Source organism: Dactylosporangium sp. NPDC049140, from assembly GCF_040648435.1.
In genome coordinates this window covers 36,109-49,730 of sequence record NZ_JBEZDS010000014.1, presented here as the reverse complement: position 1 = coordinate 49,730, position 13,622 = coordinate 36,109, and the positions used below count along the sequence as shown (strand labels likewise).

Annotated in this window: 17 protein-coding genes and 1 riboswitch; of the genes, 12 read left to right on the top strand and 5 right to left on the bottom strand. The window is 73.2% G+C overall.

Going from position 1 to position 13,622, the window contains the following annotated elements:
* Positions 1-5: 5 nt before the first annotated feature.
* The 3 genes from AB0B76_RS23445 to AB0B76_RS23435 are packed head-to-tail and all read right to left on the bottom strand — an operon-like array spanning position 6 to position 1,588.
* Positions 6-776 carry a hypothetical protein gene (locus AB0B76_RS23445; protein WP_360378704.1) on the bottom strand — a complete coding sequence of 257 codons (771 nt, stop codon included), beginning with the start codon at positions 774-776 and terminating at the stop codon, positions 6-8.
* 19 nt (positions 777-795) lie between these two features.
* Positions 796-1,233: a hypothetical protein gene (locus tag AB0B76_RS23440; protein ID WP_360378701.1), complete on the bottom strand. Its 438-nt coding sequence runs from the start codon at positions 1,231-1,233 to the stop codon at positions 796-798.
* On the bottom strand, positions 1,226-1,588 hold the full coding sequence (locus tag AB0B76_RS23435) for a hypothetical protein (RefSeq protein ID WP_360378698.1): 363 nt from the start codon (positions 1,586-1,588) through the stop codon (positions 1,226-1,228). The genes AB0B76_RS23440 and AB0B76_RS23435 overlap by 8 nt, the downstream gene beginning before the upstream one ends.
* Before the next feature lie 176 nt (positions 1,589-1,764).
* Between AB0B76_RS23435 and AB0B76_RS23430 the strand changes: the two genes are divergently transcribed.
* Positions 1,765-2,187: a hypothetical protein gene (locus AB0B76_RS23430; protein ID WP_360378695.1), complete on the top strand. Its 423-nt coding sequence runs from the start codon at positions 1,765-1,767 to the stop codon at positions 2,185-2,187.
* 56 nt (positions 2,188-2,243) lie between these two features.
* On the opposite strand, the gene AB0B76_RS23425 is transcribed toward AB0B76_RS23430, so the two are convergent.
* Positions 2,244-3,224 carry an aldo/keto reductase gene (locus AB0B76_RS23425; RefSeq protein WP_360378692.1) on the bottom strand — a complete coding sequence of 327 codons (981 nt, stop codon included), beginning with the start codon at positions 3,222-3,224 and terminating at the stop codon, positions 2,244-2,246.
* Between the two features lie 18 nt (positions 3,225-3,242).
* On the opposite strand from AB0B76_RS23425, the gene thiE reads away from it, so the two are divergent.
* The 9 genes from thiE (at position 3,243) to AB0B76_RS23380 (ending at position 10,826) form a co-directional block, all read left to right on the top strand.
* On the top strand, positions 3,243-3,851 hold the full coding sequence (thiE, locus tag AB0B76_RS23420) for a thiamine phosphate synthase (protein WP_360378689.1): 609 nt from the start codon (positions 3,243-3,245) through the stop codon (positions 3,849-3,851).
* Positions 3,848-4,891 carry a glycine oxidase ThiO gene (gene thiO, locus AB0B76_RS23415; protein ID WP_360378686.1) on the top strand — a complete coding sequence of 348 codons (1,044 nt, stop codon included), beginning with the start codon at positions 3,848-3,850 and terminating at the stop codon, positions 4,889-4,891. The genes thiE and thiO overlap by 4 nt, the downstream gene beginning before the upstream one ends.
* Before the next feature lie 26 nt (positions 4,892-4,917).
* Positions 4,918-5,028: riboswitch (TPP riboswitch) on the top strand.
* Positions 5,027-5,230 (top strand): sulfur carrier protein ThiS, encoded by a 204-nt coding sequence (gene thiS, locus AB0B76_RS23410; protein WP_360379117.1) that lies wholly within the window; start codon positions 5,027-5,029, stop codon positions 5,228-5,230. Its footprint overlaps the riboswitch before it by 2 nt.
* Positions 5,223-5,987 carry a thiazole synthase gene (locus tag AB0B76_RS23405; protein ID WP_360378683.1) on the top strand — a complete coding sequence of 255 codons (765 nt, stop codon included), beginning with the start codon at positions 5,223-5,225 and terminating at the stop codon, positions 5,985-5,987. The genes thiS and AB0B76_RS23405 overlap by 8 nt, the downstream gene beginning before the upstream one ends.
* A complete protein-coding gene (locus AB0B76_RS23400; RefSeq protein ID WP_360378680.1) occupies positions 5,981-6,496 on the top strand; it encodes a thiamine phosphate synthase in 516 nt (171 codons plus the stop codon). Before AB0B76_RS23405 ends, AB0B76_RS23400 begins: the two co-directional genes overlap by 7 nt.
* Positions 6,493-7,281: a bifunctional hydroxymethylpyrimidine kinase/phosphomethylpyrimidine kinase gene (gene thiD, locus AB0B76_RS23395; protein ID WP_360378677.1), complete on the top strand. Its 789-nt coding sequence runs from the start codon at positions 6,493-6,495 to the stop codon at positions 7,279-7,281. Before AB0B76_RS23400 ends, thiD begins: the two co-directional genes overlap by 4 nt.
* Positions 7,282-7,336: 55 nt before the next feature.
* A complete protein-coding gene (thiC, locus tag AB0B76_RS23390; protein WP_360378674.1) occupies positions 7,337-8,917 on the top strand; it encodes a phosphomethylpyrimidine synthase ThiC in 1,581 nt (526 codons plus the stop codon).
* A 47-nt stretch (positions 8,918-8,964) separates the two neighbouring features.
* On the top strand, positions 8,965-9,681 hold the full coding sequence (locus AB0B76_RS23385; RefSeq protein ID WP_360378671.1) for a methyltransferase domain-containing protein: 717 nt from the start codon (positions 8,965-8,967) through the stop codon (positions 9,679-9,681).
* Complete coding sequence (locus tag AB0B76_RS23380; RefSeq protein ID WP_360378667.1) at positions 9,678-10,826, top strand: nucleotide pyrophosphatase/phosphodiesterase family protein; 1,149 nt, start codon at positions 9,678-9,680, stop codon at positions 10,824-10,826. Before AB0B76_RS23385 ends, AB0B76_RS23380 begins: the two co-directional genes overlap by 4 nt.
* A gap of 43 nt (positions 10,827-10,869) precedes the next feature.
* Here AB0B76_RS23380 and AB0B76_RS23375 read toward each other — a convergent pair whose 3' ends face one another.
* Positions 10,870-11,322: a hypothetical protein gene (locus AB0B76_RS23375; RefSeq protein WP_360378665.1), complete on the bottom strand. Its 453-nt coding sequence runs from the start codon at positions 11,320-11,322 to the stop codon at positions 10,870-10,872.
* A gap of 67 nt (positions 11,323-11,389) precedes the next feature.
* Here AB0B76_RS23375 and AB0B76_RS23370 point away from each other — a divergent pair, with 67 nt between their 5' ends.
* Together AB0B76_RS23370 and AB0B76_RS23365 are read left to right on the top strand one after the other, a co-directional pair.
* Positions 11,390-12,697 (top strand): DNA polymerase IV, encoded by a 1,308-nt coding sequence (locus tag AB0B76_RS23370; protein WP_360378663.1) that lies wholly within the window; start codon positions 11,390-11,392, stop codon positions 12,695-12,697.
* Positions 12,698-12,848: 151 nt separating this feature from the next.
* Positions 12,849-13,232 carry a DUF3040 domain-containing protein gene (locus AB0B76_RS23365; RefSeq protein ID WP_360378660.1) on the top strand — a complete coding sequence of 128 codons (384 nt, stop codon included), beginning with the start codon at positions 12,849-12,851 and terminating at the stop codon, positions 13,230-13,232.
* The last annotated feature ends 390 nt before the right edge of the window (positions 13,233-13,622 follow it).

Here is a 13,622-nt window from a genome sequence, read left to right as displayed (position 1 = left end):
GGCCGTCAGCCCGTCGCCAAGCGGTCCCAGTCGGCGGCGAACTTCCTCGGGTCGCTGGGGTCGGCCTTGATCGGGATGACGCCGCCAGGCTGCATGACCGAGACACGCTCCAGCGGTACCGCGAACATCGCCGGCCCGGCCACCGGCGCGCGCCCGTCGACCTCGATGTGCAGCTGGGTCGAGTACACCGGCCGCCCCTGCTCGTCGAGGCTGCCGGCGAACTCGGCGGACAGCACGCGGATGGTGCCCGGCACCCCGGTCGCCAGGATCTGCTCCTTGACGTAGGGGTCGGCGGCCGGCGGCGGGGGCGTCGGGGCGGCCGCGAGGGACCACTCGACGATGACCTTGGCCGGGTCGAGCGGGTCGACGAGGACCGTCAGCGGACGGCCGGTGCCGAGGATGCCCATGGCGATGAACGGCACGTACTCCTTGATCGTCGTGTCGTAGGTGCCGTGCCCGGGCGCGCTGATGCGCAGCTGGAGGGCGATCTGCGGCTGTTCGTTGAGGTACACCCCGGTCTGCTGCGCGCCGAGGACCTGCGCGGTGCCGCGCACCCCGTTCGCGCGCAGCGCCTGGGCCTCCCGGAACCGCCGGTGGAAGCGGATCCCGACCAGGAACAGGATCACGGCGGTGCCCGCGAGCCCGGCGCCGACGAGGAGGAACGTCGTCCTCACCTCGGGCACGAAGTTCCCGACGACCATGAAGACGGAGCCGAGCAGGAACTCGAAGACGGCCACGAGGTACATCACGATGGCCGGCCTGCGGGAAGTGGTCATGCCGCGAATCGTGGGGCAGTCACCCCTTCGCCGCAGTCGCCTCCGCGACGGGACTCTGTCGGGAGCTACGCCACAGCCAGAAGAGCCCGACGAAGGGCAGCACCAGGGGGACGTACCCGTACCCCTGACCGAAGTCCGACCAGACCGTCGCGTCCGGGAACGCCTTGCCGTCCACGAGGCTCGCGGTGCCCACGGCGAGCACGCCGAGCAGCTCGAAGCCGACCGCGAACCAGGCCACCCGGCGCGACGTGACGCTGGAGCGGGCCAGGGCCACGGTGGCGACGATGTACACGAGCGCGGCCAGCGCCGACAGGGAGTAGGCCAGCGGCGCCTCGGAGAACTTGGTGCCGATCTGCACGCCGGCCCGCGCGCTCGCCGACAGCGCGAACACGCCGTAGACGAACACGAGCACGCGCCCGAAGCCGCGGTTGAGGGGTTTTACGGTCTTGTCAGCCATTCCAGATCTGTCCGAGTCGCAGGATGAGCACCGGCACGATGACCGCGGCGACGCCGATGAGCAGCGAGCCCCAGCGCGTCGGCTCCATCCGGGCCAGCACCCCACCGGCCGGGGGGAGCAGGACCGCGGTGAGCAGGTACCCGATGAGCGTGACCATGTCCCCGCCGTGCGGCTCGCCGCCGCCGGCCAGCCGTACCACCAGCGCCACGACCTGCACGGCCACCAGCGCCTCGACGACCCACAGGCCCGCGAACAGCGGCCGGGTGGGCGCGCGGTGCCGGAAGAACTCGGCGAACGCCCAGACAGCGAGCGCGAGCGACAGCACATGGGTGGCGACTGCCAGCGGCCCGATCACGGCCGACAGCGTATCTCCGGGCCGCAGACCCCCTGGCCGGAGGTAGGGCACGCCGGGCCGTCCGAGCGTGGTTCACTTCTGTCGGCTACCCGCCAATGGCACGTTTCCGGGATTCTTCCGCGCGACCGTGGCCTTAACGTTCATCGCAACGCAACACGACGATCAAGGGGAAGACAATGAGCGACGAGTTCGTAGACGACGGCGCTGGCCACGACGTGGACTACGGCCACTACGAGGCCGGCCAGCAGCACGATGGTCTCGACCAGCTGCACCAGGCCCACGGCTCGGAGGCCGACGCGCACAGCCAGTTCGGCGTGTACGAGAACGACCACCACGCGAACACGTCGACCGATTTCGCGCAGGGCCACCACGAGGAGTTCGACCAGCCGGGCGTCGTGCACGCCGAGTCGGACGACTTCACCAACTACTCGCACGACGCGTCGGTCGACGACCACGTGTTCGCGGCCGAGGGCAGCCAGGACTCGCACCAGGCGGAGTTCGGTGAGCTCGACGCGCTGGAGCAGCGCTTCGACGCCTCCTTCGCCCAGGGCACCGAGTTCCACGGTGGCGAGGGCCAGCTGGGCGTCGCGTCCAACTGAGCACGTCTGCGCGAAGAGGGGCCCCGGTCGCCGGGGCCCCTCTTCTGCGTTTCCGGCTATGAGTGGCCGGAGATGCGGTGCGGCACGTACGGCGCCTCCAGGCGCTCGATCTCCTTCTCGTCCAGGGTCAGGTCCGTCGCGGCGATCGCGTCCTCCAGGTGCTGCAGCTTCGTCGCGCCGACGATCGGGGCCGTCACCGCCGGGTTGGACAGGAGCCAGGCCAGGGCGGTCTGGGCCGGGGTGACGCCGCGCTCGGTGGCCAGCTCGGCGTTGGCGTCCACGACGTTGAAGTCGTCCTCGGAGTACAGCGAGTCGCCGTACGGGTCGTTGTTCGCCCGGGTCGTGCGCCGCTCGCCGCCGCGGCCCCGGTTGCCCGCCAGCAGGCCGCGGGCGAGCGGGCTCCACGGGATCACGCCGACGCCCTGGTCCGCGCAGAGCGGGAGCATCTCGCGCTCCTCCTCGCGGTACACCAGGTTGTAGTGGTTCTGCATCGACACGAACGGCGTCCAGCCGTTGGTGCGCGCGAGGTGCTGGGCCTTGGAGAACTGCCAGGCGTACATGCTCGACGCCCCGATGTAGCGGGCCTTGCCGGCGCGGACGACGTCGTGCAGGGCCTCCATCGTCTCCTCGATCGGCGTCTCCGCGTCCCAGCGGTGGATCTGGTACAGGTCCACGTGGTCGGTGCCGAGGCGGCGCAGCGAGTTGTCGATGGCGGCCAGGATGTGCTTGCGCGACAGGCCGCCGTCGTTCGCGGCCTCGCTCATCCGGCCGTGCACCTTGGTGGCGAGCACGTAGTCGTCGCGGTGCGTGAAGTACTTCGCCAGCAGACGTCCGGTGATGGTCTCGCTGGCGCCGACGGAGTAGACGTCGGCGGTGTCGAAGAACGTGATCCCGGCCTCGGCGGCGCGGCGCACGAACGGGTCGGCGCCCCCCTCGTCGAGCGCCCACGGGCGGATGGCGGGGTTGCCGTAGCTCATCATGCCGAGACAGATTTCGGAGACCTGCAGGCCGGTCCGGCCGAGTCGCACTTGCTTCATGTCTGAAAAACTATCGCGATGCCAACCATCGGACGACTGCATCTGGTGACCGATACGCGGCCCGGCCGCAACGCGCTGGAGGTCGTCGCGGCGGCGCTGCGGGCCGGCTTCGACGTCGTGCAGGTGCGGCCCGAGGACGCCGTCACCGATCGCGAGGCCTACGAGCTGACCGTGCGCGTGCTGGCGATGTGCCGCGAGCTGGGCCGTACGTGCCTGGTCAACGACCGGTTGCACATCGCGGTCGCGGCCGGGGCCGACGGCGGGCACGTCGGCGCCGACGACCTGCCCGTGGCCGCGGCCCGGCGCGTGCTCGGCCCGCACGCGATCCTCGGCGCCACCGCCCGCAACCCCGAGACCGCGCGCCGGGCGGTCGCCGACGGCGCCTCCTACCTCGGCGTCGGGCCCGCGTTCGCGACCACCACGAAGACCGGGCTGCCCGACGCGATCGGGCCGGCCGGGGTGCGCGCGGTGGCCGAGGCGGTACGCGTGCCGGTGGTGGCGATCGGCGGGGTGACCGCGGCCCGGGCCGGCGAGCTCTTCGCCGCGGGCGCGCACGCCGTCGCCGTGGTGGGCGCGGTCAGCGGGGCCGCCGACCCGTATGCCGCGGCCCTGGAGTTCACCGCATGACGACGTTCGGGATCGTCGGCGGCGGGATCATCGGGCTCAGCGTCGCGTTCGAGCTCGTCGAGCGCGGCGCCGCAGCGATCACGGTGTACGACCGCGACCCCTCGGCCGGGGCCGGGCTGGTCGCCGCCGGAATGCTCGCGCCCACCGGCGAGGCCGTGTTCGGCGAGGAGGATCTGCAGGCGCTGATGCTCGAGTCGATGCGCCGCTGGCCGTCGTTCGCCGAGCGGGTCGAGGCCCGGACCGGGGTGCCTGTCGCGTACCGCACCGACGGCACCCTCCTCGTCGCGCTCACCGCCGACGACCAGGCCGAGATCGACCGGCTGATCGGCTTCTACCGCCGCGCGGGTACCCCCATCGAGCCGCTCACCGGCCGGGGGCTGCGCGAGCTCGAGCCGCTGCTCGCCCCGCGGGTCCGCGGCGGCGCGCTCGCCCCCGGCGACCACCAGGTCGACCCGCGGCGGCTGCTGCGGGCCCTGCGCACGCTGCCGGTGCGGTTCGAGGCGCGGGACGTCACCGAGCTGTCCACGCTGCGGGACGATGTGATCATCGTCGCCAACGGCACCGGCTCGGCCGCGCTGACCGGGCTGCCGGTGCGCCCCGTGAAGGGCCAGCTGCTGCGGCTGCGGGGCGCCGAGCCGCTGCTGCGGCACGTCGTGCGGGGGGTGGCGGCGGGGCGGCACGTGTACCTCGTGCCGCGCGCCGACGGCGAGCTCGTCGTCGGCGCCACGGAGGAGGAGCGCGGCGCCGACACCACGGTCACCGCCGGCGGCGTGCTGGACCTGCTCCGCCCGGCCGCCGACCTCCTGCCCGGCGTCGCCGAGCTGGCGCTGGCCGAGACCCTCGCCGGCCTGCGCCCGGGCACGCCCGACAACGCCCCGGTCATCGGCCGCCTGGCGCCGTCGGGGGTGCTGGTCGCCACCGGTCACCACCGCAACGGCGTGCTCCTGGCCCCGGTCACCGCGGCCGCCGTCGCCGACCTCGCGCTGCTCGGCGCGACCGGGGTCGACCTTCACGCCTTCGGGGCAGCGCGCTTTACCTGACCATGGCGGCGGCGTTATGGTCGGACACGTACCCCACGGGAGTCCGGTGTGACCGGGCTGAGAGGGGGGCTGTCAGCCCCCGACCGTCGAACCTGATCCGGGTCATGCCGGCGCAGGGAGGCAGGAGTGAGTCCTATGCAGCTCGTGGTCAACGCGGTCGCATCGAGCGTCGCCGACGGCACCACCGTCGCCGACGTGGTGCACGCCCTCGCCGGAGACGATCCGCGCGGGATCGCCGTCGCCCTCAACGGTGACGTGGTACCCCGATCGCGCTGGGCGCAGACGCGCCCGGCCGACGGCGACCACGTCGAGGTGCTGACGGCGGTCCAAGGTGGATGACGCCCTTGTGCTGGACGGCGTGGAGCTGTCGTCCCGCCTCATCCTCGGCACCGGCGGGGCGACGAGCCACGCCGCCCTGGAGGCGGCGATCCGGGCCAGCGGCACCGCGCTCGTCACCGTCGCGCTGCGCCGGCTCGACCCGGCCGCGCCCTCGCTCCTCGACGTGGTCGAGCGGTGCGGGGTACGCGTGCTGCCCAACACCGCCGGCTGCTACACGGCCACCGAGGCGGTCAAGCTCGCCCACCTGGCCCGGGAGGCGTTCGGCACCGCCTGGGTGAAACTCGAGGTGATCGGCGACGAGGAGACCCTGCTGCCCGACGGCGTCGAGTTGGTCACCGCGGCCGCCCGGCTCGTCGAGGACGGGTTCGTCGTCCTGCCGTACACCAGCGACGATCCGATCCTCGCCCAGCGCCTGGCCGACGCCGGCTGCGCGGCCGTCATGCCGCTCGGCGCGCCCATCGGCTCCGGGCTGGGCATCCGCAACCCGCACAACATCGCGCTGATCCGGCGGCTCGTCACCGTGCCGGTCATTCTCGACGCCGGGATCGGTACCGCCTCCGACGCCGCCCTCGCCATGGAGCTGGGCTGCGACGGGGTGCTGCTCGCCTCCGCCGTCACCCGGGCCGAGCACCCGGCGCACATGGCCGAGGCGATGCGCCTCGCGGTGCGGGCCGGCCGCCTGGCCCACCTGGCCGGGCGGATCCCCCGGCGCCTGCACGCGACCGCATCCAGCCCGACCGGAGGTATGCCGTGGTAGAGCCCGGCCTCATCGTCTTCACCGACCGCCGGCAGGCTGAACGCCCGCTGGACGAGGTGATCGCGGGCGCCGTCGACGGCGGGGCCCGGGTGGTGGTCCTGCGCGAGCACGACCTCCCGCCGCGGCGCCGCCTCAAGCTCGCCGCGGCCCTGCGCACCCGCCTCGACCAGGTCGGCGGCCGCCTGCTGCTGGAGGAGGACGGCGAGCTGTGCAAGTGCCACGGCCTCGAGGAGCTGTTCGCGGCCGCCGAGGACCCCGCCGACTACGTCACCCTCTCGCCGATCTTCGCCACGCGCAGCAAGCCCGGGTACGGCCCGCCGCTCGGCCTGGCCGCCCTGGGCCGCATGGCGGTGGTCGCGCCCGTGCCGGTCTACGCGCTCGGCGGCGTGGACACCCCGGCCCGCGTCCGCGACTGCCTGGACGAGGGCGCCGCCGGCGTGGCCGTGATGGGGGCCGTCATGCGCGCCGACGACCCGGGGCGCCTGGTGAAGGAGCTCCTCGCCGCATGAACCCGCCCGTTGCGCTCACCATCGCCGGCTCCGACTCCGGGGGCGGGGCCGGGATCCAGGCCGACCTCAAGACCTTCGCCGCGCACGGGGTCTTCGGCACCAGCGTGATCACCGCGCTCACCGCCCAGAACACCGTCGGCGTGCGGGCCATCTCCGCCGTCGACCCGGGGTTCGTGCAGGCCCAGCTCGAGGCCGTCCTCGACGACCTGCCCGTCGCCGCGGTGAAGACCGGCATGCTGGCCACCCCGGAGACCGTCGCGCTCGTGGCCCGGTTCGCGCCGCGGCTGCCGGGCCTGGTCGTCGACCCGGTGCTCGTGGCCTCCTCCGGCGACCGGCTCTTCACCGCCGACGCCGAGCGGGCGTACCTCGACCTGCTCTTCCCGCACGCCGCCGTCGTCACGCCGAACCTGCGCGAGGCCTCGGTGCTGCTCGGCCGCGACGTCCTCGACGCCGAGGACGCCGCCAAGGCCGCCGAGGACCTGGCCGCCTACGGCCCCCGCTGCGTCGTGGTCAAGGGCGGCCACCTGCGGGGGAGCGCCGAGGCGGTGGACGCGGTCTGGTACGACGGCCACACCTCGCTGCTCACCGCGCCCTGGATCCCCACGTCCAACAACCACGGCACCGGCTGCACCTTCGCCGCCTCGACCGCCGCCCGGCTCGCGGCCGGCGACGAGCTGCCGATCGCCCTCGCCGGGGCCAAGTCCTACGTCCACTCGGCCCTCACCCGCTCGGCGTCCTGGAGCCTGGGCGCCGGCCACGGCCCCCTCGCCTGGGGCCCCTTCTAACGCACGGGTTCGACGCTGCCTCAGGTTCTCCATGCCCTTTTACGGGAGGTTTGGCATGAAAAGTAAGGTTTACGTCACGGGCTCCCGCCCCGACCTGCGGGTCCCGTTCGCCGAGATCGCGCTCAGCGGTGACAACCCACCGGTCCGGCTGTACGACACCTCCGGCCCGATCACCGACCGCCGTCCGTGGATCGCCGAGCGCGGCCCGGTCGAGCGCACGCAGCTGTACTACGCGCGGCAGGGCATGATCACCCCGGAGATGGAGTTCGCGGCGATCCGCGAGAACGTCGAGCCGGAGCTGGTGCGGGCCGAGATCGCCGCCGGCCGGGCCATCCTGCCCAACAACGTCAACCACCCCGAGAGCGAGCCGATGGTGATCGGCGCCCGGTTCCTCGTGAAGGTCAACGCCAACATCGGCACCAGCGCGGTCTCCTCCGGCGTCGACGAGGAGGTCGCCAAGCTCACCTGGGCCACCCGCTGGGGCGCGGACACCGTCATGGACCTGTCCACCGGCAAGCACATCCACGCCACGCGCGAGGCGATCGTGCGCAACTCCCCGGTGCCCATCGGTACCGTGCCCATCTACCAGGCCCTCGAGAAGGTCGGCGGCGACCCGGTGCGGCTGACCTGGGAGGCGTACCGCGACACCATCATCGAGCAGGCCGAGCAGGGCGTCGACTACATGACGGTGCACGCCGGGGTGCTGCTGCGCTACGTGCCGCTGACCGTCCGGCGGGTCACCGGCATCGTGTCCCGCGGCGGCTCGATCATGGCCGCCTGGTGCCTGGCCCACCACGAGGAGAACTTCCTCTACACGCACTTCGCCGAGCTGTGCGAGATCTTCGCGAAGTACGACGTCGCGTTCTCCCTCGGCGACGGGCTGCGCCCCGGCTCCATCGCCGACGCCAACGACGAGGCCCAGCTGGCCGAGCTCAAGACCCTCGGCGAGCTGACGAAGATCGCCTGGGAGCACGACGTGCAGGTGATGATCGAGGGCCCCGGCCACGTGCCCCTGCACAAGATCAAGGAGAACGTGGACCTGCAGATGGAGTGGTGCCACGAGGCCCCCTTCTACACGCTCGGCCCGCTCACCACCGACGTCGCGCCCGCCTACGACCACATCACCTCGGCCATCGGGGCGGCCATGATCGCGATGTACGGCACCGCGATGCTCTGCTACGTGACGCCCAAGGAGCACCTCGGCCTGCCCAACCGCGACGACGTCAAGGCCGGCGTGATCGCGTACAAGATCGCCGCGCACGCCGCCGATCTCGCCAAGGGCCACCCGGGCGCCCAGGCCTGGGACGACGCGCTGTCCAAGGCCCGCTTCGAGTTCCGCTGGGAGGACCAGTTCAACCTGGCGATGGACCCGGACACGGCGCGGGCGTACCACGACGAGACCCTCCCGGCCGAGCCCGCCAAGACCGCGCACTTCTGCTCCATGTGCGGGCCCAAGTTCTGCTCCATGCGCATCAGCCAGGACCTGCGCGAGTACGCCGAGCTCGGCATGCGGCAGAAGTCCGAGGAGTTCGCCGCGGCGGGCGGCCAGGTGTACCTGCCGCTGCTGGACACTGCGTCTCCTCCCGTAGGGGAGCTCGGCTCCGCCCACACCCCCTCGGCGTCCTACGGTGGGTGAACGCCCAAACGGCTGATCGGCTGCTGGGTTGCTCTAAGGTTTGCCGGGTGGAGTCTTCTGCGCCTCGCACCGCCGTCGTCTGGCGCGTGCTGCGTGACGAGCTGGCCCGGGCCGCCCGCCCGCTGAACGCCCTCGACGTCGGCGGCGGCACCGGCGGCTTCGCCGTCCCGCTGGCCCAGGCCGGGCACACCGTCACCGTCGTCGACCCGAGCCCCGACGCGCTCGCCGCCCTCACCCGCCGTGCCGCCGAGGCCGGGGTGGGGGAGCGGGTGCGGGCGGTGCAGGGCGACGGCGACGGCCTGGCCGACCTGGTCGAGCCGCGGAGCGTGGACCTGGTGCTCTGCCACAGCCTGCTGGAGGTCGTGGACGACCCGCACAAGGTCGTCGCCGCGCTCGCCGGGACCCTGCGTCCCGGCGGCGCGGCCAGCGTCGTCGTCGCCAACCGCGCCGCCGCCGTGCTGGCCCGCGCGATCAACGGCCACCTCGCCGCCGCCTCCCTGCTGGTGGCCAGCCCCGACGGCCGCGGTGACACCCGCGACCGGCTCCGCCGCCGCTACGACGCCGCGACCGCCACCGCCCTGCTCGACGAGTGCGGCCTGACCGTCGAGCAGGTGCACGGCGTGCGGGTCGTCGCCGACCTGGTGCCCGGCACCGTCGCCGAGAGCGAGCCCGAGGCCCTGGCCGCCTTCGAGCTGGCCCTGGCCGGGACGCCGCCGTACCGCGACATCGCCACCCAGCTCCACCTCCTCGCCCGCCGCGCATGAACCTGCTGGACCCGGTCGAGCCCCGGTACGGGCACGACAGCCTGGCCGACATCCTGCCCACGGCGCTGTCGTTCCTGGGCGTCGCGGGGGAGCCGGACGCGCTGAACCTCGCCGCCGAGCTGGACGGGGTGCGCCGGGTCGCGGTGGTACTCCTGGACGGTATGGGCTGGCACCAGCTGCCCCTGGCCGCGGCCGACGCTCCCACGATGACCGACATCGTCGCGGGCCGCCTCGGCCTGGGCCGCCCCATCACGTCGGGCTTCCCGTCGACGACCCCGGTCAGCCTGGTCACCCTGGGCACGGGCACCACCCCCGGCCACCACGGCATCGTCGGCTTCAACCTCCTGCGCCCCGGCACCGGCAAGATCCTCAACCACCTGCACTGGACCGGCGACCCCGACCCGGCCGTGTGGCAGCCGGTGCCTACCGCGTTCACCCGCGCGAGCGAGGCCGGCCTGGCCCCGACCGTGGTGACCAACCCGCGCTTCACGGACACCGGGCTGACCGTCTCGGCGTACCGCGGCGCCCGCCTCGGCCCCGGCATCGAGGCGGACGCCGTCGCGGAGGAGATGCTGGCCGCCCTGTCGAGCTCCCGCCTGGTGTACGGCTACCTCCCCGACGTCGACCGCGCCGGCCACGACTTCGGCATCGCCACGCCGGAGTGGCACCAGGCGGCCGCCGACGCCGACCGCCTGGTCACCCGCCTGGTGGACGGCCTGCCCCCGGACACGGCCCTGATCGTGACCGCCGACCACGGCCAGCTCGACATCCCCCCGGACACCCGCATCGACGTGGACCGCGACCCCCGCCTGACCGAGGGCGTCACCTTCGTGGCCGGCGAGGCGCGGGTCCGCTACCTGCACACGGTGGAGGGCGCCCGGGCCGACGTACTGTCGACCTGGCGGGACGTGCTGGGCGAGCGGGCCTGGGTGGTCGAGCGCGCGGAGGCGGTGGCCGCGGGCTGGTTCGGCCCGGTCCCGGAGTCACACCTGCAGCGCATCGGCGACGTGGTGGCCGTGTGCCGCGACCGCTGGGTCCTGATGGCCAGCCGGCACGAGCCGCCGCGGCTGAACTCGATGATCGCCTTCCACGGCTCGAACACGACGGCGGAGATGGAGATCCCGCTCCTGGTCGTGCGGCGCTAAATCCGATATGTCAGGCCTCGTCCCTCGGCCCGACATATCGGATTTATACCCCGACAGGGCATGTAGCGCGACTCTGCGACTCCAGCAGCGCGGTCACGTGCCGCACGTGGCGGGCCAGTTCGGCGCCCGGCGCGTCCGTGTGCCGCGCGACCAGGGCCAGCAGCTCGTCCCGGTCCTCAGCGACGACCACGCCGGGCGTGCCCGCCGCGGGGTCGTCGGCCAGCACGGCGACGCGGGCCGTGCGCACGCCCAGCTGGCCCGCACGGTTGACGAACGTCTCGCCCGGGATGAGCAGAGGCACGCGGCGGGCGCGGGTCCATCCGGCTACCAGCAGTACCGCCGCCGCTTGTGGGTTGGTGCCGTTCGACCACTGCGCCGTCGGCGTGATCACCAGGCCGGGGAAGACGACGCAGGTCAGGGCCGGGTGGCGGCGCCGGAGCCCCTCGACGGCCGCGACGACCGGCGCCAGGGGCGAGGTCATCGCGACAGAGGCCATGTTTGGAAGGTAAGGCAAACCTAATTTTTCGTCAATTTTGTCAGAGGGGGCCGCTAAGGTTCCCGGTGTGGGGCGAAGTCAGGTTGTACCACGCGGAGGCGCCGGCGAGTTCGGACCGCACGCCGACGACACGGGCTGCACCGTGCTGCACGTCGACATGGACGCGTTCTACGCCTCGGTGGAGGTCCGCCGGCGGCCCGAGCTGCGCGGCAAGCCGGTAATCGTCGGCGGGGCGGGGCCGCGCGGAGTCGTGTCCGCCGCGAGCTACGAGGCGCGCGAGTTCGGGGTGCACAGCGCGATGCCGGGCAGCCGGGCCCAGCGCCTGTGCCCGCAGGCCGTCTTCCTGCCGCCGGACTTCGGGGCGTACACCGAAGCGTCCCGCGCCGTGATGGCCATCTTCCGCGACGTCACGCCGCTGGTCGAGCCGCTCTCGCTCGACGAGGCGTTCCTCGACGTCGCCGGGGCGCGCAAGCTCCTCGGGCGCCCGGCCGAGATCGCCGCGCAGATCCGGCGCCGGGTCGCGCAGGAGCAGCGGCTGACCTGCTCCGTGGGGGTGGCCGGCACCAAGTTCCTGGCCAAGCTCGGCTCCACCCGCGCCAAACCCGACGGGATGGTCGTCGTCCCGCGCGAGCGTGAGCTGGAGTATCTCCACCCGCTGCCGGTCGAGGCGCTATGGGGCGTCGGCGAGCGTACCGCCGAGACCCTCCAGCGGCTCGGGCTCCGGACCATCGGCGACCTCGCCGCCGCCCCGATCGGCCTGCTGCGCTCCGCCGTGGGCGACGCCGGGGCCCATCACCTGCGCGAGCTGTCCTGGGCCCGTGACCCCCGACGGGTGATTCCCGAGCACGTCGAGAAGTCCATCGGCGCCGAAACCACCTTCGACGTCGACGTGAGCGACCTGTCGACCATCCGACGCACGATGCTCGCCCTCTCCGGCAAGGTCGCCGAGCGCCTGCGTCACGCCGGGCAGGCCGGCCGGACGGTCTCGGTGAAGATCAGGCTCGCCGATTTCCAGACCCTGAGCCGCTCACGCACCGTAGACGTCCCCACCGACGTCGCCCGCGAGATCTTCGAGCTCGGCTGGGCGTTGTTCCAGGCCGGACGCCCGGGCGAGCGGATCAGGCTCATCGGCGTCCGCGTCGAGGGCCTCGTCCACGCCGACGGCGCACCCCGGCAGATGACGCTGGGTGAGCGCGACCATGGCTGGCGCGACGCCGAACGAGCCGCCGACGCGATCGCCGCGCGCTTCGGCCGGGGCCTCGTCAAGCCCGCCAGCCTGCTCCGGGGCGACGGCATGCGCACCGACGGAAATGGAGCCGCACCGCGCGGGGAGGGGGCAGAAGAGTCCCCGAGGCGACACAATGGGAGGACATAGGAGCCACCCTCGTCGGAAAATCGGCACGGCCGGACCATCGTCCCGCTTTCCGACGGGTTGACCCCCTCGTAAACTTGCCAGTACGCAGCCGTCCGGCTGTGCCGGACTGCCGGTCCCTCAGGACCGGCCTTCGCGACCGGGGAGGAGTGCCGTGCCGCTCTCGGAGCACGAGCAGCGGCTGTTCGAGCAGATCGAGCGGTCGCTAGCCGAGGATCCCAAGTTCGCTTCGGCGGTGCGCGCCACCGACCCGCGGTTCCATGCCAAGCGCCGGATGATTGCAGCAGGGATTCTGCTGCTGGCCGGCATGGCGCTGCTTGTCTACGGCGTGGCAATTCGCATTCCACTCCTCGGCGTGGGCGGGTTCCTGGTGATGCTGTGCGCGTTGGCGTTCGGCGTCCAGGCATACCGTCGCGGCCAGTCCACCGACCTGCACGCGGTCGGCGGAACGGCCACGCGCCGCACCCGCCAGCGCCGCGGTGGCCTGGTGGACCGCCTCGAGGAGCGCTGGCGTCGACGCCCCGAGGGCGACCTCTGACGGTCGCCTGACCGGGCTGGGCCGCCCACCGACGACCGCGGACGGCCCGTGCGTCTTCACCATGCCCGCGGACTGCTGCCGCTGCTGCCTCGCCGACCGGGCCTCGATCGCGGCTGGAACGCTGCTGGGTGGGCGCCGCCTATCGAAGCCTCTCTGCCTGGGCGGAAGCCTGCCCGGTGCCTGACCTGCGTCGGCGCCCACCCAGTCGGGTTGGATCTGGCCGCCCGCGCTCTGCCCGATGCGAGGCCCGCCGCGCCGGCCGTCCCGGTTTGAGCACTCGGGTGAGCCGTCGGCTTCGCCCGCCCGGTGCGAGGCCTTCCGCGCTGGCCGTCCCGGTTTGAGCACTCGGGTGAGCCGTCGGCTTCGCCCGCCCGGTGCGAGGCCTTCCGC